General features: G+C 69.1%; 19 protein-coding genes. 12 read left to right on the plus strand and 7 right to left on the minus strand.

Translation table 11 applies throughout. From position 1 onward, the window contains the following. From A5711_RS14230 to trmB, 3 genes are all read right to left on the minus strand, one after another. On the minus strand, positions 1-2,656 hold a 2,656-nt coding region (locus tag A5711_RS14230), incomplete at its 3' end, for an MMPL family transporter (RefSeq protein WP_231987477.1). A gap of 61 nt (positions 2,657-2,717) precedes the next feature. Further along, positions 2,718-3,422: an NYN domain-containing protein gene (locus A5711_RS14235; protein ID WP_067947573.1), complete on the minus strand. Its 705-nt coding sequence runs from the start codon at positions 3,420-3,422 to the stop codon at positions 2,718-2,720. A gap of 9 nt (positions 3,423-3,431) precedes the next feature. Next, positions 3,432-4,223: a tRNA (guanosine(46)-N7)-methyltransferase TrmB gene (gene trmB, locus A5711_RS14240; RefSeq protein ID WP_067947506.1), complete on the minus strand. Its 792-nt coding sequence runs from the start codon at positions 4,221-4,223 to the stop codon at positions 3,432-3,434. 170 nt (positions 4,224-4,393) lie between these two features. On the opposite strand from trmB, the gene A5711_RS14245 reads away from it, so the two are divergent. From A5711_RS14245 to A5711_RS14255, 3 genes are all read left to right on the plus strand, one after another. Beyond that, positions 4,394-5,488 (plus strand): hypothetical protein, encoded by a 1,095-nt coding sequence (locus A5711_RS14245; RefSeq protein ID WP_067947507.1) that lies wholly within the window; start codon positions 4,394-4,396, stop codon positions 5,486-5,488. Next, entirely contained in the window at positions 5,485-7,062 is a 1,578-nt protein-coding gene (locus A5711_RS14250; RefSeq protein ID WP_067947581.1) for a hypothetical protein, read from the plus strand. The genes A5711_RS14245 and A5711_RS14250 overlap by 4 nt, the downstream gene beginning before the upstream one ends. Positions 7,063-7,210: 148 nt before the next feature. Then, a complete protein-coding gene (locus A5711_RS14255; RefSeq protein ID WP_067947508.1) occupies positions 7,211-9,040 on the plus strand; it encodes a phosphoenolpyruvate carboxykinase (GTP) in 1,830 nt (609 codons plus the stop codon). On the opposite strand, the gene A5711_RS14260 is transcribed toward A5711_RS14255, so the two are convergent. Then, on the minus strand, positions 9,037-10,068 hold the full coding sequence (locus A5711_RS14260) for a sensor domain-containing diguanylate cyclase (RefSeq protein ID WP_231986998.1): 1,032 nt from the start codon (positions 10,066-10,068) through the stop codon (positions 9,037-9,039). The two genes, A5711_RS14255 and A5711_RS14260, sit on opposite strands and share 4 nt — an antisense overlap. Before the next feature lie 239 nt (positions 10,069-10,307). Here A5711_RS14260 and fadD4 point away from each other — a divergent pair, with 239 nt between their 5' ends. Beyond that, complete coding sequence (gene fadD4 / locus A5711_RS14265; RefSeq protein ID WP_067947509.1) at positions 10,308-11,825, plus strand: fatty-acid--CoA ligase FadD4; 1,518 nt, start codon at positions 10,308-10,310, stop codon at positions 11,823-11,825. A gap of 3 nt (positions 11,826-11,828) precedes the next feature. Further along, positions 11,829-12,776: an enoyl-CoA hydratase/isomerase family protein gene (locus tag A5711_RS14270; protein WP_067947510.1), complete on the plus strand. Its 948-nt coding sequence runs from the start codon at positions 11,829-11,831 to the stop codon at positions 12,774-12,776. Positions 12,777-12,783: 7 nt separating this feature from the next. Here the strand turns inward: A5711_RS14270 and A5711_RS14275 are convergent, their stop codons facing one another. Both A5711_RS14275 and A5711_RS14280 read right to left on the minus strand, forming a co-directional pair. Continuing rightward, positions 12,784-13,227 carry a CD225/dispanin family protein gene (locus A5711_RS14275; RefSeq protein WP_067947511.1) on the minus strand — a complete coding sequence of 148 codons (444 nt, stop codon included), beginning with the start codon at positions 13,225-13,227 and terminating at the stop codon, positions 12,784-12,786. Positions 13,228-13,339: 112 nt separating this feature from the next. After that, complete coding sequence (locus A5711_RS14280; RefSeq protein WP_067947513.1) at positions 13,340-14,500, minus strand: acyl-CoA dehydrogenase family protein; 1,161 nt, start codon at positions 14,498-14,500, stop codon at positions 13,340-13,342. A 167-nt stretch (positions 14,501-14,667) separates the two neighbouring features. On the opposite strand from A5711_RS14280, the gene A5711_RS14285 reads away from it, so the two are divergent. Genes A5711_RS14285 through A5711_RS14295 form a run of 3 tightly spaced genes read left to right on the plus strand, consistent with a single transcriptional unit; the run spans position 14,668 to position 18,191 of the window. Further along, positions 14,668-15,684, plus strand: coding sequence for a MaoC family dehydratase (locus tag A5711_RS14285; RefSeq protein WP_067947515.1), 1,017 nt, complete (start codon positions 14,668-14,670; stop codon positions 15,682-15,684). A gap of 18 nt (positions 15,685-15,702) precedes the next feature. Continuing rightward, positions 15,703-16,893, plus strand: coding sequence for a CoA transferase (locus A5711_RS14290; RefSeq protein ID WP_067947517.1), 1,191 nt, complete (start codon positions 15,703-15,705; stop codon positions 16,891-16,893). Beyond that, entirely contained in the window at positions 16,887-18,191 is a 1,305-nt protein-coding gene (locus A5711_RS14295) for an amidohydrolase family protein (RefSeq protein WP_067947519.1), read from the plus strand. The genes A5711_RS14290 and A5711_RS14295 overlap by 7 nt, the downstream gene beginning before the upstream one ends. 7 nt (positions 18,192-18,198) lie before the next feature. On the opposite strand, the gene A5711_RS14300 is transcribed toward A5711_RS14295, so the two are convergent. Then, positions 18,199-19,098, minus strand: a complete 900-nt coding sequence (locus A5711_RS14300; protein ID WP_067947521.1) for an alpha/beta hydrolase — start codon at positions 19,096-19,098, stop codon at positions 18,199-18,201. A gap of 291 nt (positions 19,099-19,389) precedes the next feature. Here A5711_RS14300 and A5711_RS14305 point away from each other — a divergent pair, with 291 nt between their 5' ends. The 4 genes from A5711_RS14305 (at position 19,390) to A5711_RS14320 (ending at position 23,778) form a co-directional block, all read left to right on the plus strand. After that, on the plus strand, positions 19,390-20,058 hold the full coding sequence (locus A5711_RS14305) for a methyltransferase domain-containing protein (protein WP_067947522.1): 669 nt from the start codon (positions 19,390-19,392) through the stop codon (positions 20,056-20,058). Positions 20,059-20,247: 189 nt separating this feature from the next. Further along, positions 20,248-21,429 (plus strand): alpha/beta hydrolase, encoded by a 1,182-nt coding sequence (locus A5711_RS14310; RefSeq protein ID WP_067947523.1) that lies wholly within the window; start codon positions 20,248-20,250, stop codon positions 21,427-21,429. 44 nt (positions 21,430-21,473) lie between these two features. After that, positions 21,474-22,883: a wax ester/triacylglycerol synthase family O-acyltransferase gene (locus A5711_RS14315; RefSeq protein ID WP_067947524.1), complete on the plus strand. Its 1,410-nt coding sequence runs from the start codon at positions 21,474-21,476 to the stop codon at positions 22,881-22,883. Positions 22,884-23,001: 118 nt separating this feature from the next. Continuing rightward, complete coding sequence (locus A5711_RS14320; protein WP_369827369.1) at positions 23,002-23,778, plus strand: crotonase/enoyl-CoA hydratase family protein; 777 nt, start codon at positions 23,002-23,004, stop codon at positions 23,776-23,778. Positions 23,779-23,780: the final 2 nt, after the last annotated feature.

A 23,780-nucleotide genomic window follows, 5' to 3' on the forward strand; every position in this document is an offset into this window, starting at 1 on the left:
CCGCGCCAGCGCCGGCGTTCGGGCGGCGGCTTGTCCGCCCAGGACCTGCTGCGACGCGAGGGTCGGCTGTAAGCCTCAGTCGGCCTTTGCGGGTTCGTCTGGCTCGGCCTCCAGGAGGCTGCCTGGTCTGCAAACGCGTGGTGTTGGCGGCGTCGGCCGGGGGCACCGCGGCGCGCGACGCCGCGCCCGCGGGCACTTCCGTGCCGGGCTTGGGTTCGGCCGGTCCGGGACGGGTCGCGCGCGACGGCTCGAGGGCCGCGGGGTGCGTGGGGTCGTGCGGCGGTCGCGGCGTGGCGGCGACCAGGCTGGCCGCCACGGGGGGCCGAGCGGGGCGCCCGTTGAGGGTCGGCCGCTTGCGCTCGTCGGGCAGGTCGATCTCGCCCAGCCCGATCTTGTTCTGCAGGCGCCTCGCCCAGCGCGGGGCCCACCAGCAGTCGTCGCCGAGCAGCTTCATCACCGACGGCACCAGGAACATCCGGACCACGGTGGCGTCCAGCAACAGGGCCGCCATCAGGCCGAACGCCAGGTATTTCATCAGCACCAGGTCGGAGAACACGAACGAACCGGCGACGACGGCCAGGACCAGCGCCGCGGCCGTGATCAGCCGCCCGGTCGTCGCGGTGCCGATCCGGATGGCCTCGGCCGTCGACATACCGCGTTCGCGCGCCTCGACCATGCGGGACACCAGGAACACCTCGTAGTCGGTGGCCAGGCCGAATCCGACGGCGACAACCAGTGCGATCACCACCACCATCAGCGGCGTTGGCGTGAAGTTCAGCACGCCCGATAGGTGCCCGTCGACGAAGATCCACGTCAGGATGCCCATCGTGGAGCCCAGCGTCAGCGCGCTCATCACCGCGGCCTTGACCGGCAACACCACCGATCCGAACGCCAAGAACATCAACAGCATGGTCGCGCCCAGCAGCAGCACCAGCATCAGCGGAGCCTTGTCGAACAGGCTGTGAATGCTGTCCTGTTCCAGGGCCGGCGTGCCGCCGACATAGAGATTGAGCCCCTTCGGGGGGTTCACGGCCCGTAGTTCGGCGATCTTCTTGGCGGCATCGTTCTTGTTGACCAGGCCGTTCTGGATCACCCGCACCGAGCCGTCCTTGGGCACGGTCGTTCCATTGGGGCCGGCGACGCAGGGGTTGCCGGCGATGGCCGGACACGGCCGTTCCTGCCACTGCTTGTCGGTGAACCCGTTGATCCCGGCGATCCGGTTGCGGATGTCGGCCACCTGCTGGTCGGTGACCTTGCTGCCGTTGGTGCTCTGGATCACCATGGTCAGCTGTTCGGTCCGGTAGCCGGGGAACTGCTTATCGAAGTGCTCCTGGGCCAGGCGCACCGAATTGTTGGGCGGCAAATACTTTTCGCTCATGCCGCCGAACGACAGGTTGCCCAGCGGGATGACCAGCAGGATCATGCCGACCGCGATCGGGATGGCGAAGGCCAGCGGTCGCTTCATCACCCAGTTGACCAGCTTGCCCCAGAAGCCGGCCTCGACCTCTTCGCGCGTCTTGGTCTTCTGCAGCCGGTCCGCGAGCCAGTTCAGGTAGGCGCGCGACCACTTCCAGTTCCGCAGGAACGGCACCCGGAACGCGGTCCGCACCCCCAGCGCGTCGACGTGGCGGCCCAGGATGCCCAGGCAGGCCGGCAGGAAGGTGATCGAGAGCAGCGCCGCAAGCCCCACCGCGGCGAAGATCGCATAGGTCAGCGAATGCACGAAGCCCTGCGGCAACACCAGCAGGCTGGCGCTGGACGCGATGATCAGCACCGCGGAGAACGTCACCGTGCGCCCGGCCGTCATCACGGTTCTTCGCACCGCGGCCTCGGTGTCGTAGCCTTCGGCGATCTCCTCCCGGAACCGGCTCACCACGAACAGGCCGTAGTCGATCGCGATACCCAGGCCGATCAGGGACACCACCGGCTGGGCGAAGAAGTGCACCGGCCCGAACACGGCGACCAGGCGCAGGATGCCGAGCGAGCCGGCGATGCTCAGCCCGCCCACGATGGCCGGCAGGCCGGCGGCGACGGCGCCCCCGAAGACCAGGAACAACACGACGGCCACCAGCGGCACCGCGAGGACCTCCATACGACGCTGGTCGGTCGCGATGGTGCCTGTCAGTGCGTTGGCGATCGGTTCCAGGCCGGCCAGTTCCACCGCGCCGCCGTTGAGCTTCTGCAGACCCGGCGCGATGGCCTTGTAGTTATTGAGGATCGTGTCGTCGTCGTCGCCCTTGAGGGGGATGGACACGAAGGTGTGCTTCTTGTCCTCGCTGACCATGCCCTTGATCAGGGGGTTGGTGCTGTCGGGCGCGGCCAGCCAGCCGGCCCAGCCGACGACCTGATCGGGGTGGTCGGTCTTGAACTTGTTGAGTTCGCCGACGACTTTGTCCCGCCACGCCGCATCGTTGACCGTCTGCCCGTTGGGAGCCGTGAAGGTGGCCACCACGTGGCTGGTGCGGTCGCGGCCGTAGGTCTGGTCGCCCAGCACCGAGGCCTTCACCGATTGGCTGCCCTCGTCGTAGAAGCCGCTCTGTGTGACATGCTTGCCGAGGCTCATCCCGAACACGCCACCCAGCAGGCACAGAGCTACCGTGACCCCGATAACGATGTACCGGTAGCGGTACACAGTTCGACCCCACCAGGCGAACACGCAAGCTCCTTACTGGATCGTTAACGACCCGCACGGTACCTTTCGGTTTTTCAAGCCAGTGTCACACACGCGCGGTCAACAGAGCGGACAGCGGCCGGAACGGCTGCAGCCATGCTCCCTGGTCAGGCAGCGAATCTAGGCCGATTCGCGGCAAGGGCTCCCGGAACACACCGCTGATGTCTTCCAGGTCGACAAAATCCAAGGTATCCGACGCTAGCGCCCAACTCGCATGTTCGCGAAATCCGATGACTTGAACGGTGACCCCGGAGCGTGCTATCTCCTCCAACGGTTGACGAAACGCCTGGCCGTCGGCCGAAGCCACCACCAGCGCCGCCAGCCCTTCGCTACGTCGCAGTTCGATGTGGGCGAGCATGTCTCGGTCGACGTCGCTGTCCTCGTCGATCTTCGGTTTGGCGAAGACCGCGAACCCGACGTTACGAAGGGCGTCCACCCAGGGGCGGACGACGTCGGCGCTGCCCGGTGCGATGTTGGTGAAGACGGTGGCCTCGGGTTCGACCACGACACCGGGCCGGCCGGCACTGATCTCGGCCGTGCGCGCCAGCAACCAGCGCCCCAGCGCGTCGAACCGCGGGCGCTCCAGCGCGGTGGGGCGTCGGCCCAGGATCGACCCGAGCCCCATGTCGAGGTTGGGCGCGTCCCACACCAGCAACACACGTCCGCCCGGCGGTGTGAAGCTTCCGAGCGCATCGTCGGGCAACGCCGGCAAAGGTTCAGCTGCCGCGGTCTGTTCTTCCGCCAGGCTCATGGTCATCGCCTACTCATGTCGTAGCCAGATGAATTCGGTCACGGCGCTGCCCGCCTCGTGGGCCTTCGTCTCGTATTTCGTGGTCGGCCGCACCACCGAGATCGGCAGCTGCTCGCGGGGGTCGACGCGACGCAACCGCGGCTCGGCGTCGCCGACCTCGCCGATGTGTTCGGCGTACCCGGGGTGGTCCGTCGCGGCGTGCAGGACACCACCAGGGAGTAACCGGTCGGCGATGAGGCCAATCGTGCCCGGTTGCAGAAACCGGCGCTTGTGGTGACGGGCCTTGGGCCAGGGATCGGGAAAGAACACGCGTACGCCCGTCAGCGAACCGGACGGGATCAGCCGCTGCAGCACCTCGACGCCGTTGCCGCGGATCAAGCGGACGTTGCCGACCCCCTCGCGGTCGATCGCGCACAGCAGTTGTGCCAGCCCCCGCTTGTAGATTTCCACCGCGATCACGTCGACATCGGGCTCATCCTTGGCCATCGCCAGCGTGGATATGCCGCTCCCGCAACCGATTTCGAGCACCAGCGGCGCCTGGCGGCCAAACCAGGCGCGGGTGTCCAGCCGGGGCTCCCCGCCGCCCTCGCCTTCCCCGCCCGGAGAGCCCAGGGATAGGCCCAGCTCCGGCCACAGCCGTTCCCAGGTCTGCCGCTGAGCGTCGGAAAGCGCGGATCTTCGGGAGCGAAAGGTCGATGCCGGAAGGTAGCGCTGGCCGCGACGGTCGTCCGACTCCTCCTCAGGCGCGTCGGGAACCACTCCCGCCCGGGGTTGCGCATGCATTTGTCCATGGTGGCCCATAAAGGAGTGATGTAGCCGCCCCTGGTCCAGATTGATACCCAACAGTTGCCTTCAGCTGGTAACAGTCAGACGGTGGCTCGCATCAAAGTGACGTAAGTGCCACCATTCGGTGGGACCCGACCGGCCCCCGGGTCGGATCCATCGAACCGAAGGCAGATCATGAGGGGACGATGAACGGACAAGGGCACCAGGAATTCGTCGACGCGCTGGCGCGGTTCGCCGCCGGGCACGCCGACCCGCGCGTGACGGCCGTCGCCGAGCGGACGTCCGCGCCCCTGCGTGCGCTGATCCGGGGACGCCGCGGCGTCGGGCGCGCCACGGTGGCGCGGGCGCTGGACCGCGCCGGAGCCGCCGTGGGGATCGCGGTGACGACCGCCGGCGGTCGCGAAGCCGACGTGGTCGTGCACGTGACCACCGAGGTGGTCAAGCCGGAGGACATCGACGCGATCGCCGCCACCGGACGCCCGGTGGTGGGGGTGCTGAACAAGGCGGACCTGGCCGGGTCCCTGGCCCGCGGGGACGGGCCGATCGCGGCAGCGCGGACGCGTTGCGCGGAGCTTGCCGACCTGGTGGGCGTGCCCATGGTGCCGATGGCCGGCCTGCTCGCCGTCGCCGCGGTCGACGACCTGGACGCCTCACTGTGGTCGGGGCTGCGGACGCTGGCCGCGCACCCCGGGGTGGCCGCCTCCCTCGACGGCTCGTTCGCGGGGTTCATGGCGGCGGACAACCCGGTGCCGGCCGACGTGCGGCTGCGCCTGCTGCACACCCTGGACCTGTTCGGCATCGCGCTCGCGGTCGCCGCGCTACGGCAGGGCCGGACGGCCGCGCAGGTGCGGGCCCTGCTGCGCCGGACGAGCGGTATCGACGCCGTGCTGTCCCACATCGCGATCGCCGGCGCCGAAGTGCGCTACCAGCGGGTGCTGGACGCCGTCGCGGCGTTGGAGGCGCTGGCGGTCGGCTTGGGCGAATCCGCGGAGACGATCAGCGGATTCCTGTCCCACGACGACACGGTGGTCGCCCGGATGGCGGCCGCCGTCGACCTGGCCGAGGCGGCCGGGCTGGAGCCGGACCACGTGGAACCGGCTGACTGGGACCGCGACCCGTCCGCGCACCTGCCGCGCGCGGTGCGGTGGCAGCGTTACAGCAGGGCGTCGGCGAGCGAGTTGCACCGCGCCTGTGGGGCCGACATCGCCAGGGGATCGATGCGGCTGTGGTCGCAGGCCTGCGGGTCGCTGCCCGGGGAGCCGCTGGGGGGCTGGCGATGAGCGGCGACAAGCACGACGATCCGGTCGCCCGAGTCGACGCGCTGGTGGCGAGCATCGGTCCGGAGCTGGATGCGCCCGCCATCCACCGCCGCGACGTGGTGCTGGTGACCGGACCGTGGATGGCCGGGGTGACCGCGGTGGCCGCGGCGCTGCGCGAGCGGCTCCCGGAGCACAAGTTCGTCGAGTCGGTGGACCTGGGCCCGGGCGAGGCGCCGACGGCGGTGGTGTTCGTCGTCTCGGCGGCGGCCCACCTCACGCCATCCGACTGCGCGCTACTGGACGCCGCCGCCGCACACACCGATGTGGTGGTTCCGGTGGTGTCCAAGATCGACGTGCATCGCGCCTGGCGCGACGTCCTGGCCGCCAACCGCGAAACGCTGGCCGCGCACGCGCCCCGTTACCGCGACGTGCCCTGGGTGGGCGCGGCCGCCTCGCCCGACCTCGGCGAGCAGGACGTCGACGACTTGGTGCAGACGCTGTCGGCGCGGCTGGCCGACTCCGAGCTCGCCCGCCGAAACCGGCTGCGGGCGTGGGAGTTCCGGCTCAAGACCGTCATGCAGCGGTTCGACCGCGACGCCGACGGCGCCGGGCGGCGGGCAAGGGTCGACGCGCTGCGCGACGAACGCAGCACGGCGCTGCGGCAGCGGCGCGAGGCGAAGACCGAGCGCACCATCACGTTGCGCGGTCAGATTCAGCAGGCGCGGGTGCAGCTGTCCCACTTCGCGCGCAATCGTTGCTCGTCGGTGCGCAGCGAACTGCAGGAAGACGCCGCGGGGTTGTCCCGGCGCCACATGTCCGGCTTCGAGGCGCACACACGTGGCCGGCTGGACGAGGTGGTCGCCGAAGTGAACGAGGGCACCGCCACCCACCTCGCGGATGTCGCGCAGGTGGTGGGGGTCGCGACGACCCTGCCGGCCGTCGACGTGCTGCCGACGGTGGACGTCCCGCCGCCCCCGCTGAAATCGCGGCGGCACGAGACCTGGCTGATGATGCTGCTGGGCGCCGGGTTCGGCCTGGGCGTGGCGCTGACCCTGAGCCGGCTGCTGAGCGGGCCGGCCGCTCGGCTCAGTCCAGCGCTGTCCGTCGTCGCGGCGGTGACGTGTGTGGCGATCGGGCTGGCGGTCACGCTGCTGGTGGTCAACATCCGGAGCCTGCTGCGCGACCGGGCGCTGCTGGACCGCTGGGCGGGCGATGTGACCTCTTCGCTGCGGTCGGTGACGGAAGAGTTGGTCGCGACCCGCGTCCTGGTCGCCGAGTCGGTGCTGAGCAAGGCGGTACTGGCCCAGGACGAGGTGGAGAACGCCGAGGTGAGCGGCCAGGTCAGCGCCATCGACCGCGAGCTGCGCGCGCACGCCATGGCCGCGTCGCGGGCCGCCGCCGCCAGGGAGAAGGAGATGCCTACGGTGTTGGCGGCCCTGGACGCCGTGCGTGCAGAACTGGGTGAAGCGGGTATATCTCCTACTGACCATTCGGCCTCGGAGCTGAAAAAAGACGGCGAAACCGAGGCAAACCAAAAACCGGCTTCTAGGAGCGGTGATGGCGATTCTGCCGGAGCTTCTGAATCGTTGTTGTGAGAAGGCTTATACCTGCCCGAGACTTACACGACAAGGTCCTCACGATAACCTGTAGTTAACGCCACCATGTCAACCGTTGTGTGGGCGACCGCATACGCGATAGGCACCCAAAGCAGCCCGAGTACGCAGAAGAATTCAGGAGACTTCGATGACCTCAGCGACCATTCCCGGATTGGACACCGCACCCACGAAGCATCAGGGGCTGCTGTCGTGGGTACGGGAGGTCGCCGAGCTCACTCAGCCCGAGCGCGTGGTGTTCACGGATGGTTCCGCCGAAGAGTTCGATCGGCTCGCCGCCCACCTGGTCGAGGCGGGCACGTTCACGAAGCTGAACGAGAAGAAGCACCCCAACTCCTACCTGGCGTTGTCCGACCCGTCCGACGTTGCGCGGGTGGAGTCGCGGACCTTCATCTGCTCCGAGCGCGAGATCGACGCCGGCCCCACCAACAACTGGATGGAACCGGCCGAGATGCGGGCCTTGATGACCGACCTGTACCGCGGCTGCATGCGCGGCCGCACCATGTATGTGGTGCCGTTCTGCATGGGCCCGCTCGGCGCGGACGACCCCAAGCTGGGCGTCGAAATCACCGACTCCGAGTACGTCGTCGTGTCCATGCGCACCATGACCCGGATGGGCAAGGCGGCCCTGGAGAAAATGGGCGACGACGGGTTCTTCGTCAAGGCGCTGCACTCGGTGGGCGCCCCGCTGGAGCCCGGGCAGCAGGACGTGCCGTGGCCCTGCAACGACACCAAATACATCACCCACTTCCCGGAGACCCGCGAGATCTGGAGCTACGGCTCCGGTTACGGCGGCAACGCGCTGCTGGGTAAGAAGTGCTACTCGCTGCGCATCGCGTCGGCGATGGCCCACGACGAGGGCTGGCTGGCCGAGCACATGCTGATCCTCAAGCTGATCTCCCCGGAGAACAAGGCGTACTACTTCGCCGCGGCCTTCCCGTCGGCGTGCGGCAAGACCAACCTCGCTATGCTGCAGCCCACCATTCCGGGCTGGCGCGCCGAGACCCTGGGCGACGACATCGCCTGGATGCGGTTCGGCAAGGACGGCCGGCTGTACGCGGTCAACCCCGAGTTCGGTTTCTTCGGGGTGGCGCCGGGCACCAACTGGAAGTCCAACCCCAACGCCATGCGCACCATCGCCGCGGGCAACACCGTCTTCACCAACGTCGCGCTCACCGACGACGACGAGGTGTGGTGGGAAGGCCTGGAGGGCGAGCCGGATCACCTGATCGACTGGAAGGGCAACGACTGGTACATCCGCGAGACGGAAACCAAGGCCGCCCACCCGAACTCGCGCTACTGCACGCCGATGTCGCAATGCCCCATCCTCGCCCCGGAATGGGACGACCCGCAGGGCGTGCCGATCTCGGGCATCTTGTTCGGCGCCCGCCGCAAGACCACGGTGCCGCTGGTGACGCAGGCCCGCGACTGGCAGCACGGGGTGTTCATGGGCGCCACCATGGGCAGCGAGCAGACCGCCGCCGCCGAGGGCAAGGTCGGCACGGTGCGCCGCGACCCGATGGCCATGCTGCCGTTCCTCGGCTACCACGTCGGTGACTACTTCCAGCACTGGCTCGACCTCGGCAAGAACTCCGACGAGTCCAAGATGCCGAAGGTGTTCTTCGTCAACTGGTTCCGCCGCGGCGAGAAGGGCGAGTTCCTGTGGCCGGGCTTCGGCGAGAACAGCCGGGTGCTGAAGTGGATCGTCGACCGCATCGAGCACCAGGCCGGTGGCCAGGACACCCCGATCGGCATCGTGCCGACCGCAGCGGACCTCGATCTGGACGGCTTGGACGTCGAACCCGGAGACGTCGCGAAGGCGCTCGCGGTCAACCCCGACGAGTGGCGCCAGGAGCTTCCGCTGATCGAAGAGTGGTTCGAGTTCGTCGGCGACAAGCTGCCCACGGGCGTCAAGGACGAGTTCGAGGCGCTCAAGCAGCGCCTGGCCGACGCCGACTAGGTCGAGCCCACCTCCGCGCGCCGCGAATCGGGGCTGGCCTTCTTCTCGGCGTACATCAGTTCGTCGGCGCGGGCCAGCAGTTCGTCCACGGTTGCGTGCTCGGCGACGGGTGCCTGGACCAGGCCGATGCTGGCGGACAGGCGGTAGGGCCGCCCGCCGGTCTCGTTGAAGGAGCGGAACGCCTCGGCGAGCCGGTCTTTGACCGCCGCGGTCCCACTGTCGCTTTCGGTGACCATGACGCAGAATTCGTCACCGCCTAGGCGCGCGACGATGTCGGACTCGCGCCGCACGCTACGCAGCACCTGGGCGACGTCTTTGATCAGGGCGTCGCCCGCATCGTGCCCCTGCTCGTCGTTGACCCGCTTCAGCCCGTCGACGTCCAGGAAGGCGAGCACGCAGTTGTGCCCGAGGTGGTGCGCTCCGCGCAGCTTCTGCTCGGCCAGCAGATAGAAGCCGCGCCGATTGTTGAGCCCGGTCAGTTCGTCGGTGACGGAGAGCCGACTGATCTCCTCGTTGGCACTTTCCAGCGCAGCGGTGCGGTCGCGGACCCGCTGTTCGAGTTCGGCGTAGAGCTGGACGTTTTCCATGGCGATCGACGTCGAATCGGCCAACGCCTGCAGCAGCCGGATCTCCTGCTCGGACGGCGGGTGCCGGTGGGCCCAGTAGTTGCCGATCGCGCCGATCGGTTCGAGCTTGCGGATCGGCACCATCACCAGGCTCTTGACGAACGTTGCGCGGTAAATCCCTTGCGGGATACGCGGATCCCGATAGATGTCCGGGATGATCGCCGCCTCGCGGTTGAGCATCGCCCAACCGCTGATGCACGCTTCGATGGGGAAGCGGCTGCCCTTCCACAGTGGGGCGATGGCGTCTTCGTCGGCGTAATAGCACTTGTCGTCGTCGCGCAGCACGAGCGTGGCTCCGTCACAGCCGGTGAGCTCGCGCGCCGACGACCGGACGATGCGCTGGATTTCGGACAGGCTGCGCGCCAACGACAATTCCTGGACCGCCTCGAGCAGGCGCTCCATGCCGTCCACGTAGTCGTAGACGCCGAGCCGATCGGTGGCGGAGCAGCACGGCGCGGGCGCGGGGAGGCGCTCGGCGTCCATGCACACCTCCGTAGGAGACCGGCCGGGGTGTGAGGCCGGCGTCGTCACGGCACGGTACCTTACCCGGATCGGGGCCGCACCTGCGCCGATCCGGTCGATCGGTCCGGCGGCCACGACCACTTGACACCCGTCAAGTTTTTCGGCGGTACAGTCTGCGCATGCAGATTCGCGAGTACCTCGGCGCCGGTAAGCCCGCCGTCATTCTTCACCCGTCCGGAACGGTCATCACCTTCGACGAGCTGGAGGCGCGGGCCAACCGGCTGGCGCACTATTTCCGGCGGGCCGGCCTCGTCGAGGGCGACGCCGTCGCGATCCTGATGGAGAACAACGAACACATGCACGCGGTCATGTGGGCGGCGCGCCGCAGCGGTCTGTACTACGTCCCGATCAACACCCACCTGACCGCGGCCGAGGCCGCCTACATCGTCGACAACAGTGCCGCCAAGGCGATTATCGGATCGGCGGCGCTGCGTAAGACGTGTGAGAACCTGGCCGAGCATCTTCCCGGGGGCCTGCCCGAGCTGCTGCTGATCGCGGATGACGATCTCGAGGGCTGGCAGCGCTACCCCGAATGCGTTGCGGGCGAGCCGGACACCCCGATCGACGATGAACGCGAGGGCGATCTGCTGCAGTATTCGTCGGGCACCACCGGCCGGCCCAAGGGCATCAAACGCGAACTGCCCCACGTGCCGCCGTCCGAGGCGCCCGGCATGATGTCGGCCCTGGTCAGCTTCTGGATGAACCCGGACTCGATCTATCTGAGCCCGGCGCCGCTTTATCACACCGCCCCGTCGGTGTGGTCGATGAGCGCGCAGGCCGGCGGGGTCACCACGGTGGTCATGGAGAAATTCGATCCCGAAGGCTGCCTCGACGCGATCCAGCGGCACCGCGTCACGCACGGCCAGTTCGTCCCGGCGATGTTCACCCGAATGCTGAAACTTCCCGAGGCGGTGCGTAATTCGTACGACCTGTCCAGTCTGCAACGGGTGATGCACGCGGCGGCGCCGTGCCCGGTGGAGATCAAGAAGCAGATGATGGACTGGTGGGGGCCGATCATCGACGAGTACTACGCCTCCTCCGAGGCGATCGGGTCGACGCTGATCAGCGCCGAGGAGTGGCTGGCGCATCCTGGCTCGGTCGGCAAGCCGATGGCCTGTGAGATCCACATCCTGGACGAGAACGGGAACGAGCTGCCGCCGGGCCATCCCGGCGAGATCTACTTCGCGGGCGGCTACAGCTTCGAATACCTCAACGATGACGCGAAAACCGCTGCGTCCCGGGACAAGCGCGGGTGGACGACGGTCGGCGACATCGGCTACGTCGACGACGAGGGCTACCTCTACCTCACCGACCGGCGCCACCACATGATCATCTCGGGCGGGGTGAACATCTACCCGCAGGAAACCGAGAACCTTCTGGTCACACACCCGAAGGTGTTGGACGCGGCGGTGTTCGGCGTCCCCGACGACGAGATGGGGCAGCGGGTGCTGGCGGCCGTGCAGACCGTCGACCCGGCCGACGCCACCGACGAGTTCGCCGACGAGCTGCTGACATGGTTGCGAGACCGCTTGGCGCACTACAAGTGTCCGCGCTCGATCGCGTTCGAGGCGCAGTTGCCGCGCACCGACACCGGCAAGCTCTACAAGAACGGGCTGATCGAGAAATACTCGGTGTGACCCATGCTCCGGGTGCTGGACCTGTCGAGCCCCCCGGATGCCGGCCCGGCATCCCCGCCGGGGGTGATCCTGGCCCATGGCGCGGCCGCCGACCTCGCCCGCTGCGAATCATGGCTTCAGGTGGCGACTTTCACGCTGACCGAGGACCGCTGTGACGACCGCCGGGTGGTCACCGTCGATTCGGTGCCCGGCGCGTTGGCCGAGCTGACCGCGCGCTGCCGGCGCTGGCCGCAGGCCAGCAGCGTCTGTGACGACGTGTTGCGCGGGGTCGACGCGGGTGGGCCCGCGCTACCGGCGGTGGTGACCGAGTCGCTGGCCTACTCGACCCTGCAGGCGGGTCCCGAGTTCGCGCGTTGGCTGCAAGAACGCGGTCCGGCCAGCGTGCCCGACATCGCCGAGCCGGTGCGGACCCACCGCGACGGGGACACGCTGCGTATCGCGTTCAACCGCCCGCAACGCCATAACGCGTTTTCCACCGACGCCCGGGCCGCGCTGCTGGAGGCCCTGACGGTCGCGCAACTCGACCCGTCGGTGACCGGGATCGTGTTGAGCGGCAACGGACCGTCGTTCTGCAGCGGTGGCGACCTCGCCGAATTCGGCACCTTCGCCGACCCGGCGAGCGCGCACCTGGCCCGCACCCGGCACAGTCCGGCCCTGGCGCTCGATGCGCTGACCGCCCGGCTCGGCCGCGCCTGCCGGGCGGAGGTGCACGGCCGCGTGCTGGGCAGCGGGCTGGAGATGGCGGCGTTCTGCGGATGGGTGACCGCGCGCGACGATGCGGTGTTCGGGCTACCCGAACTTCAGCTGGGGCTGATACCCGGCGCCGGCGGGACGCTCAGCGTCACCCGCCGGATCGGCCGGTGGCGCACCGCCTATCTCGTGCTGTCCGGCCGCACCATCGACGTCGGCACCGCGCTGGCCTGGGGCCTGGTCGACGCTGCTGACGCCTAAAGCCTTGTCAGAAGCCGGAATACGTGGTAGTTGTGGTCGACGGCATATTCGAGACGGCGATCACGCCGATGGCGACGTAGAGGATCGCCATGATCACCGCGAACACCGCGCCGACGACGGCGCCGATGATGGCCCACTTCTTGGCGTTGTTGGCCGCCTCCTGCGCCTCGGCGTACCGCCCCTGGGCCCACAGTCCGGACACCTTGGTGGAGTAGACGATCGACACGATTCCGATCGGCAGGCAGCACAGCACGGTGCACAGGATGGCCCAGACGAGGTAGTTCTCCGGCTCCGGCTGGCCCGGCCAGCCCGGCTGCGGTGGCTGCCAACCCGGTTGCTGGCCCGGCCAACCCGGCTGCTGGCCCTGCCAAGGCGGCGGCTGTCCCTGCCATTCCGGCTGCTGACCCTGCCATTCCGGTGAGCCTTCGTAGGGCCCTGGGGGATAACTCATGGCAGCCGACTTTCTTTCGTCGCAGTAACTTTTAATTCCGCGCAGCTTTGCTGAGAAGTCAGGCAAGGATACAGCACACGCCGACGTCAAGCCCGCACATTCGGTCTCGCGCTCAGATGCCGCCCCGCGCGACCAATTGCCCGGCGATGACATTGCGTTGAATCTCGTTGGTGCCCTCGCCGACGATCATCAGGGGCGCGTCGCGGAAGTAGCGTTCCACGTCGTATTCGCACGAGTAGCCGTAGCCGCCGTGAATTCGCACGGCGTTCAAAGCGATCTCCATCGCCACTTCGGAGGCGAACAGTTTGGCCATCCCGGCTTCCATGTCGCAGCGCTCGCCGCTGTCGTAGCGCTCGGCGGCGTAGCGGGTGAGCTGACGGGCGGCGGTCAGTTTGGTCGCCATGTCGGCCAGGTAATTGCCCACCGACTGATGCTTCCAGATCGGCCGGCCGAAGCTTTCCCGTTGCTGCGCGTAGGCCAGCGCGTCCTCGAGCGCCGCCGTGCCGACACCCAGCGCCCGGGCGGCCACCTGGATGCGGCCCGTTTCGAGGCCCTTCATCATCTGCGAAAAGCCTTCGCCCATCGCGCCGCCCAGCACCGCCGACTCGGGTGCCACGAAGTTGTCGAAGGACAGCTCGCAGGATTCGACGCCCTTGTAACCCAGCTTGGGCAGGTCCCGGGACACCGTGAGGCCGGGGCCGTGCTCGACGAGCACGATCGAGATGCCCCGGTGGCGGGGCGTGGCATTCGGATCGGTCTTGCACAGCAGCGCGATCAGCCCCGACCGCCGCGCGTTGCTGATCCAGGTTTTCGAGCCGTTGATCCGCAGGCCGCCAGGGGCGCCGTCCGCGCCCGCAAAAGGCACAGCCGTCGTCGTCATGTTCTGCAGGTCCGAGCCGCCGCCCGGTTCGGTCAACGCCATCGTGGCCCGCAGTTCCCCGGACGCCATCACCGGCAGGTAGGCCCGCTTTTGCTCCTCGGTGCCGAACAAGGCCAGCAGCTTGGCCACCACGGTGTGCCCGCCCATCGCGCCGGCCAGGCTCATCCAGCCGCGGGCCAGCTCCTCGGTGACCCTGACGTAGCACGGCATGGACACCGGCGACCCGCCGTATTCCTCCGGGATGGCCAGGCCATAGATGCCGATCCGCTTCATCTGCTCGATCCACGCCTCGGGATAGGTGTTGGCGTGCTCGACCTCGCGGACGGTCGGCTTGACGTCGCGGTCGATGAACGCCCGCACCGTGGCCACCAACATGTCCTCTTCGTCAGTCACCTGCTATCACCCTCCAGCGTCGATGGTGGCGACCCGCTTCGCCCGGCTTCGCCGCGCTCGCGATCGCCACGCAGTTGTTGGTGGCGACCCGCTTCGCCCGGCTTCGCCGCGCTCGCGATCACCACGAGGTTGACCCTCGATTCCACACCCTGCCAGCATGTGGCGTTGTGACTAGTGACGGGTATGCGGGAATCCGCCCCGGCGGGCCGTACTTCGACGACCTCTCGGTCGGCCAGGTCTTCGACTGGGCGCCGGCTGCGACGCTGTCCTCGGGGCTGGCGGCGGCGCACCAGGCGATCGTGGGCGACCGGCTGCGCCTGGCGTGCGATGCCGTGCTGTGCACCGCCGTGACCGGCGTGCCGGGACCGCTGGCGCACCCGGCGCTGGTGTGCGACGTCGCGATCGGCCAGTCCACGCCGGCCACCCAGCGGGTCAAGGCCAACCTGTTCTACCGCGGCCTTACGTTTCACCGGTTCCCCGTCATCGGCGACACCATCTACACACGTACGGAAGTGGTTGGGCTGCGGGCCAATTCGCCCAAGCCGGGCCGGCCGCCGACGGGGCTGGCGGCGCTGCGGATGATCACGATCGACCAGGCCGATCGGCTGGTCCTCGACTTCTACCGGTGCGCCATGCTGCCCGCGAGCCCGGGCTGGGACCCCGGCGCGGGGCCCGCCGACGACCTGTCGGCGATAGGCGCCGACATACCCGGGCCCGCCCACGATCCGACCGCGCACTGGGACGGCGAGGTGTTCCGGACCAAGGTGCCCGGTCCGCACTTTCACCCCGACCTGGCCGGTGCGGTGCTGCACAGCACGGCCGACGTGGTCAGCAGCGCACCCGAGCTGGCCCGGCTGACCATGAATATCGCTGCCACTCACCACGATTCGCGGGTCAGCGGGCGCAGGCTGGTCTATGGCGGGCATACCATCGGGCTGGCGCTCGCGCAGGCGAGCAGGCTGCTGCCCAACCTCGCGACGGTGCTGGGCTGGCAGTCCTGCGACCACACCGGTCCCGTCCACGAGGGCGACACCCTCTACAGCGAATTGCACGTCGAGTCCGCCGCGCCGACCGGCCAGGGGGGCGTGCTGGGGCTGCGGGCACTGGTCTACGCCGTGAGCGACGTCGCGGGTGAACCCGACCGCGCGGTGCTGGACTGGCGATTCAGCACGCTGCAGTTTTAGGGGCGCACCACGAGCACAATGGGGGACGTGAGCTCGGCTACGTCGATGTGGGGGAGCAGCGGGCTGGCCTATCTGACCGGCCCGCCGGACGGGCCGCCCGACTTCTCCCGCGCGAACGTGCTGACCCACGCCCGGCGGGTGGCCGCGGCCGTCGCCGAGCGCTGGGGCATCACCGTCGATGCCGCCGGCCTGCTGGCCGGGCGGGCCGCGCTGCTGGGCCTGACTCGCGGCGGCCGGGTGTCCGCCGGTGGGGCCACCCGGCTGTTGGCCGCCGCCGACGGCTGGTGTGCGATCACGCTGTCGCGCCCCGACGACGCCGCCGCCGTTCCCGCGCTGGTGCAGACCGATGAGATCGCCTGCGACCCGTGGCCGGCGTTGCGGCACTGGGCCACAACGCAACCGGTCCGCGCTATCGTCGAGCGGGCGACGCTGCTCGACATCCCCGCGGCGGGTCTGGGTGAAGCGACGGCCGCCGCGCCGCGAACACGGCCGTGGGGCGGCCGCGGACCGGCGCGCGCCGCCGCGGGGTTACTGGTCGCCGACCTCTCCTCCATGTGGGCGGGCCCCCTGTGCGGCCAGCTGCTGGCGCGCGCCGGCGCTACCGTCGTCAAGGTCGAGAGCCCGCGCCGCCCGGACGGTACCCGCGGCGGAAACCCGGCGTTCTTCGACTGGATGAACGGTCAAAAGCTCTCGTACTGTGTCGATTTCGACGCCCAGGCGGCCGAATTGCGTGAGTTGCTCACCGCCGCCGATGTGGTGATCGAGGGCTCGCGCCCCGCGGCGCTGACGCGGCGCCGGCTGGGACCCGACGATCTTTCGCCGGGGAGGGGCCGAATCTGGTTGCGCATCACAGGATATACCGACGGCAGGCCGGCGTTCGGCGATGACGCGGCGGTGGGCGGCGGCCTGGTCGGCGTCGCCGCCGACGGACCGGTGTTCTGCGGCGACGCCATCGCCGATCCGCTGACGGGGCTGGAGGCCGCTCGGGCCGTCGCCGAATCGCTGGGCCGCGGTGGCGGCGAGCTGGTCGAGGTCTCGATGGCCGCCGTCGCCGCCGGATATGCGGCGCTGCCGACCCAAGCGTCGCTCTCGGATCTGCCCGCCCCGCCCCCGCGGGTTCCGCCGCCGGGCCGGCCCGCGGCGCGGCTGGGCGCCGACAACCGGGCTGTGCGCGCAATGGTGTACGAACGAGGTTGCGCGCCATGTTGATTCGGCGTGCCACGCTGCTGGACGGGACGATCACCGATCTCCGGGTCGGCGACCAGATCGAAGAAATGGGTGACGGCCTGCTCGCCGAGCGGGGCGAGGGCGTGCTCTACGCCGGTGGCGGAACCGTCCTGCCCGGCCTGCATGATCACCATGTGCATGTGCGTTCGGCGGCATCCGCGCTGGATTCGTTCCTCGTCGGGCCGCCCGGGGTCAGCACCAAAGCCGAACTGACACAGCTGCTGTCGAATGCGACGCCGGGTCCCGATGGGTGGATTCGTGCCGTCGGCTACCACGAGTCGGTGGCCGGCGACCTGGACCGGAGCGCCCTCGACGCGATGGTTCGCAGCGTCCCGGTGCGTATCCAGCACCGCAGTGGGGCGCTATGGATCCTCAACTCCGAGGCGCTGGGCCGGGTCGGGCTGGCCGACCATCCCGACGGGCGCCTGCGCAGCGCGGACCACGGCTGGTCGGACCTGCTGGCGCGGCGCGAAAGCGACCTCGCCGAGCTGAGCCGGCGAATCACCGCGACCGGCGTCACCGGCGTCACCGACGCCACCCCGGACCTCGACGCCGATGACATGGTGTCGCTCGTGGTGGCGCACCGGCGCGGCGAGTTCCGGCCCCGGCCGAGTTTCCTGTCCCCGGGCAAGAAGATCCTGCACGACGACCGCCTCGACCTGGACGCCCTGACGGACTGGATCGCCAGTCAGCACGACGCGGACCGGCCGGTCGCCGTGCACTGCGTGACCGCGGCCCAACTAGTCGTCACCATCGCGGCCCTGCGGGCGGCCGGCATCCATCCGCGGGATCGGATCGAGCACGCCGCCGTCGTGCCCCAGGACAACTTGGCCGATCTGGCCGACCTGGGGGTCACGGTGGTGACACAGCCCAACTTCGTCGCCGAGCGCGGCGATCACTACCTCGCCGACGTGCCCGCCGCCGAGCATCCTCAACTGTGGCGGGTCGCCTCCCTGCTGGAGGCGACGGTGCCGGTGGCGCTCTCCACCGACATGCCCTTCGGGCACGGCGACCCCTGGACGGCGATGCGCGCCGCGGTCTACCGCACCACGCTCAGCGGCACCGTCCTCAACGCCAACGAATGTGTCTCTGCCCGAAAGGCTTTGACGATGTTCCTGGGGGAGCCCGAGCGGCCGGGCCGGACTCGGGCCGTCGCGGTCGGACAGCCGGCCGACCTCTGTGTGCTGAGCGAGCCGCCCGAGACGGCGCTGGCCGAGCTGGACGCCGGCATGGTGGCGGCCACCATCATCGGCGGCGAGCTCGTTTACTTCGCGATGTGACCGGCGATCACGGCGCGGCGGCGAGCGCGGAACGCAGAATGGCGCACTGGCTGTCGAAAAACCGCTGCGAAACTTGAGCTTTGGGCATGATCAGGTCGAAGCCGTGGAAGGCGCCCGGAATGGTCTCGACGTGGCACGGCACCCCGGCGGCCGTCAGCCGCTCGGCGTAGGCCAGGTCCTCGTCGTGGAACAGGTCGTGCGTGCCGACCCCGATCCAGGCCGGCGGCAACCCACTCAGGTCATCGCGGCGCCCCGGCACGGCGACCTGCGGGTCGGCGTTGCCGAGGTACGCCGACCAGCCGAACTCGTTGCTGCGGTTGTCCCAAAGCCGATAGTGGGACTTGCGGGCGGTGGCCGAGCTGCGGTCGTCGAGCATGGGATAGGTCAGCAGCTGAAACGCCGGGCTCACCTCGGCGCGGTCGCGGGCCAGCAGCGCCAGGGCCGCGGCCAGGCCGCCGCCGGCGCTCGCGCCGCCGATGGCCACCCGGTACCGGTCGACGGAGGGCAAGGCGGCCAGCCACGTCAACGCCGAATAGCAGTCTTCCAGCGGGGCGGGATATGGATGTTCGGGCGCCAGGCGGTATTCCACCGACGCGACGGTGGCGCCGAGCCGCCGGCTGAACGCGCTGCAGAGCCGGTCGTCCTGCTCGGCGGTGCCGATCACGTAACCGCCGCCGTGAATCCACAACAGCGCGGGGGTCGGTTCGGCCACGCCGGCCGGCCGGAACAGCCGGACACCGGCCCCAGAACCGAGCGTGATCACCTCGACGTCGCGGACGGGCTTGCCAAGGCGCCCGCGCACGGCCATCGCCACCCGCATGATCGGCAGGGTGCGGGGGCCGACGATTCGGCGCGGGGCGAAACGGGCGATCCGCTGCAGGTCGGGGTGAACATCGGTGTTCGGCACCGCATCAGTATCGCCGACGCGGAGTGCTCGAGGACCTGCTATCTCTGATATGCGGCGGCTCAGACTTCGGGGAGGCAACGTGACCGCGGGGACCGGACTTCTGCGAAGCGATCGCGGATGAACCATTCGGTGCGCGGGTGCGTGCTCCAATGGCGGTGGATTAGCCGTACATATATCGGGGTATCGGTGGAATGCTGGCGAGGACGGTACGCGCCAGCGTTTCGTCGTCGCAACGTCCCTCACCGGGACCGAGCGTGGACCGCCCGGCCGGGCACGACGCGAGGGACGTGAATGCTGGGGCATCTCTACGATCGGGCGCTCGACGGCGAGCGATGTTGGATTCGCCACGACGACGGCGAGCTGCGACCGCTGCCGGCCCACCGCTGGCTGGGCGTGCGATGTCCCGATGACGTGTGTCCCGGTGATGGATCTGGTGACGCCTTCGACGAAGTCTTCGACGAAGCCGTCACGCAGATGTGCACCGGGCCGACCATCGAATTGGGATGCGGGCCTGGCCGGTTGGTCGCCCGGCTGATTCAGCGGGGGATACCGGCCCTGGGCATCGATCGCTCGGTGGCCGCGATCCGGTTGGCGGGCCGCGGCGGTGCGCCGGTCCTGCTGGGCGATGTGTTCGACCCGCTGCCCGCGATGGGGTCGTGGCAGACGGTGTTGCTGGTCGACGGCAACGTCGGCCTCGGCGGTGACCCGCGCCGCATCCTGGGGCGGGCCGCCGAGCTGCTGGCCCGCGGTGGGCACTGCGTGGCCGAGTTCGACGCCGAGAACATCGGCATCCGTTCGCGCTGGGTCCGGCTGGAGTCCGCATGCGAGATCGGGCCCTGGTTCCGGTGGGCGTCGGTGGGCGTGGACAGCGCCGCCGCGCTCGCCGCGCAGGTCGGTTTGACGCTGACCGGCGTCCGCCTGATCGGCGGGCGGGTGATCGCCTGCCTGGCGGCGATGTGAGCGTGTCGCGACCGGCCTCCGCCCGCGTCGACAGCAAATTCCACAGTGGCTCTATAGCAGCCGGTATTCGCACCGAGCAATCGCTGGCCGGGTGACTTTCGAATGTCGGCTGTCGCGTCGACGCAAACGTCAGTTTCGGACCCGGGGCCGGGGGTACGCTGCCCTAACACCACGGCAAGGAGGCCGCCTATGACATCGTGCGCGAAATGGTTGCTGCGGGCTCGTCCCGGCGACTACGCGCTGGCCTTAAGCGCGGCGGGTGCTTCGCTGCCGGTGGTCGGCAAGCACCTTGAACCGCTGGGTGGCCTCACTGCGATGGGCATTTGGGGCGCGCGGCACGCCCCCGAATTCTTCTCCGGAATGACCAAGCCGCGTCAGGCGAAGGACGCCGCCGAAGCGATCCACGGTGACGACGTCAGCCTTCAGGACCTCTCCGTCGCGGCGCTGCGGGGCATCGTGTCGGCCGCCGACCTGGAGCTGGAATGGCCCACGGCGGGACGGACGCCCCCGATTTGGGAGGCGATGCGTCAGCGCCGCTACCTCCACCGCCGCGCGGTTCACTACGGCGACCACCCCGCTCAGGTGCTCGATGTCTGGCGCCGCAAGGACCTGCCCGCGCACCCCGCGCCGGTGCTGATCTTCGTCCCGGGCGGCGCTTGGGTGCACGGCAAGGCCATGGGCCAGGGTTCGGCCCTGATGTCCCGGCTGGCCGAGCAGGGCTGGGTCTGCCTGGCGATCGACTACCGCGTCGCCCCGCACCACCGCTGGCCGCGGCACATCATCGACGTCAAGACGGCGATTGCGTGGGCGCGCGCCAACGTCGACAAGTTCGGCGGCGACCGCGATTTCGTCGCGGTGGCGGGTTGTTCCGCCGGCGGGCACCTGTCCGCACTGGCCGGTCTGACCCCCGACGACCCGCAGTACCACGCGAAGCTGCCCGAAGGGGCCAACACCTCGGTGGACGCCGTCGTCGGCGTCTACGGTCGCTACGACTGGGAGGACCGGTCGACCCGCGAGCGGGACCGGTTCGTCGACTTCCTGGAGCGGGTCGTGGTCCAGCGCCGGATGGACCGCCACCCCCAGGTGTTCCGGGACGCGTCGCCGATGGCGCGTGTGCATCGAAATGCGCCGCCGTTCTTGGTGATTCACGGCAGCAAGGACAGCGTCATTCCGGTCGAGCAGGCGCGCAGCTTCGTCGAACGGATGCGGGCGGTCTCGCATTCGATGGTGGGCTACCTCGAGTTGCCCGGCGCGGGCCACGGGTACGACCTCATCGACGGGGAGCGCGCGGGCGCGGCGGCGCACGCGACTTCGCTGTTCCTCAACCAGGTCTATCGCACCAAGACAAACGCGGCCAAAGAGGTTATCTGAACTGCCGCTGCTGAGTATGGTCCCTTTATGGGTAAGGGGCAGCGGTGAAACGGCTGAGCGGGTGGGACGCGGTTCTGCTTTACAGCGAGACACCGAACGTGCACATGCACACCATCAAAGCCGCTGTGATCGAACTCGATTCCGATCGGCTTGACTTCGGCGTAGAGGCGTTTCGCGAAGTCATCCGCGGCCGGTTGGGCAAGCTCGAACCATTCTGCTACCAGTTGGTCGAGATCCCCTTCCAGCTGCACCACCCGATGTGGCGGGAGCATTGCGAGGTCGACCTCGATTACCACATTCGCCCGATGCGGTTGCCCGCGCCCGGCGGCCGGCGCGAGCTGGACGAGGCCATCGGGCGCATCGCCAGCACACCGTTGGACCGCAGCCGCCCGCTCTGGGAGATGTACTTCATCGAGGGCCTGGCGAACAACCGGATCGCCGTGGTGGGCAAGATCCACCACGCGCTGGCCGACGGCGTCGCCTCGGCCAACCTGATGGCCCGCGGCATGGACCTGCAGCCCGGGCCGGAGGGTGGCCCATACGTGTCGGACCCGGCGCCCACCACCCGGCAGTTGATGGGCTCGGCGTTCGCGGATCATCTGCGCCACGTCGGGCGGATCCCCGCGAATATCCGCTACACCGCGCAGGGGCTGGGCCGGGTCCGGCGCAGCTCGCGCAAGCTGTCACCGGAGTTGAGCCGGCCGTTCGAACCGCCACCGACTTTCATGAACCACAAGATCAACGCGGAGCGCCGGTTCGCCACCGCCACCCTGGCGCTGGCCGACGTCAAGGAAACCGGCAAGCGGCTCGGGGCGACGATCAACGACATGGTCCTGGCCATGGCCACCGGTGCCCTACGTACCTTGTTGCTGCGCTACGACGGCACGGCTGTGCCCCTGCTGGCGTCGGTGCCGATGAGTTTCGACTTCTCGCCCGAGCGGATCTCGGGCAATCGCTTCACCGGCGTGCTGGTGGGCCTGCCGACCGACTCCGACGATCCGCTGGAGCGGGTGCGGTGCACTCACGAGAACGCCATCGCCGCCAAGGAAAGCAACCAGCTGATGGGGCCCGAGTTGGTCAGCCGCTGGGCGGCCTACATGCCGCCCGCGCCCACGCAGGCGTTCTTCCGGTGGGCGTCTGGGCGCGACGGGCACAACAAGATCCTCAACCTGAACATCTCCAACGTGCCTGGACCGCGCGAACGCGGGCGGGTCGGCGGGGCGCTGGTCACCGAGATCTATTCGGTGGGCCCGCTGACCGCCGGTAGCGGCCTCAACATCACCGTCTGGAGCTACGTCGACCAGCTCAACATCTCGGTGCTGTCCGACGGTGCCACGCTCAAGGATCCACACGAGGTGACCGAGGCCATGGTCGCCGACTTCATCGAAATACGAAGGGCTGCAGGGCTTTCCGAGGACCTCACCGTCATTGAAGCCGCGATGGCGCCGGCCTGAGGACTGTTCCCGGAAACGGGACTCTCGACTGGTGCCAATGCCATTTCCGTGGACCGTTACCATCGGTCGGATAAGCAGCCATCCCTACCCCTAAGGAGCTGTGCGGCACGTGAGCACCGTGAGCGAAGAAGCCAGCGAACCCGAAGTCCTGGTCGAACAACGGGATCGGATCCTGATCATCACGATCAACCGGCCGAAGGCCAAGAACGCGGTCAACGCCGCGGTGGCCAACGGCCTGGCCGAGGCCGTCGACCGGCTCGACGGCGACCCGGGTCTTTCGGTGGGCATCCTGACCGGCGCCGGTGGATCGTTCTGCGCGGGCATGGACCTCAAGGCCTTCGCGCGCGGCGAGCTCCCCATAGTCCAGGGGCGCGGCATGGGCTTCACCGAACGCCCGCCCGTCAAACCGCTCATCGCGGCGGTCGAGGGCTACGCCCTGGCCGGCGGAACCGAGTTGGCCCTGGCCACCGATCTGATCGTCGCGTCCAAGGATTCCGCCTTCGGCATCCCCGAGGTCAAGCGCGGGCTGGTCGCCGGTGGCGGCGGTCTGCTGCGGCTGCCGCAGCGCATCCCGTCCGCGATCGCCATGGAGCTCGCGCTCACCGGCGACAACCTGCCGGCCGAACGTGCGCACAAGCTGGGGCTGGTCAACGTCTTGGCCGAGCCGGGCAAGGCGCTCGACGAGGCCATCGCGCTGGCCGAGAAGATCGCCGCCAACGGGCCGTTGGCGGTGGCCGCCACCAAGCGGATCATCGTCGAGTCGCGCGGCTGGAGCCCCGAGGAGATGTTCGCCGAGCAGAACAAGCTGCTGGCGCCGGTGTTCGCGTCCAACGACGCCAAAGAGGGCGCGATCGCCTTCGCTGAGAAGCGCCCACCGCGCTGGACGGGCACGTAAGC

It is taken from the genome of Mycobacterium sp. E2238 (assembly GCF_001672665.1).
GTDB lineage: Bacteria > Actinomycetota > Actinomycetes > Mycobacteriales > Mycobacteriaceae > Mycobacterium.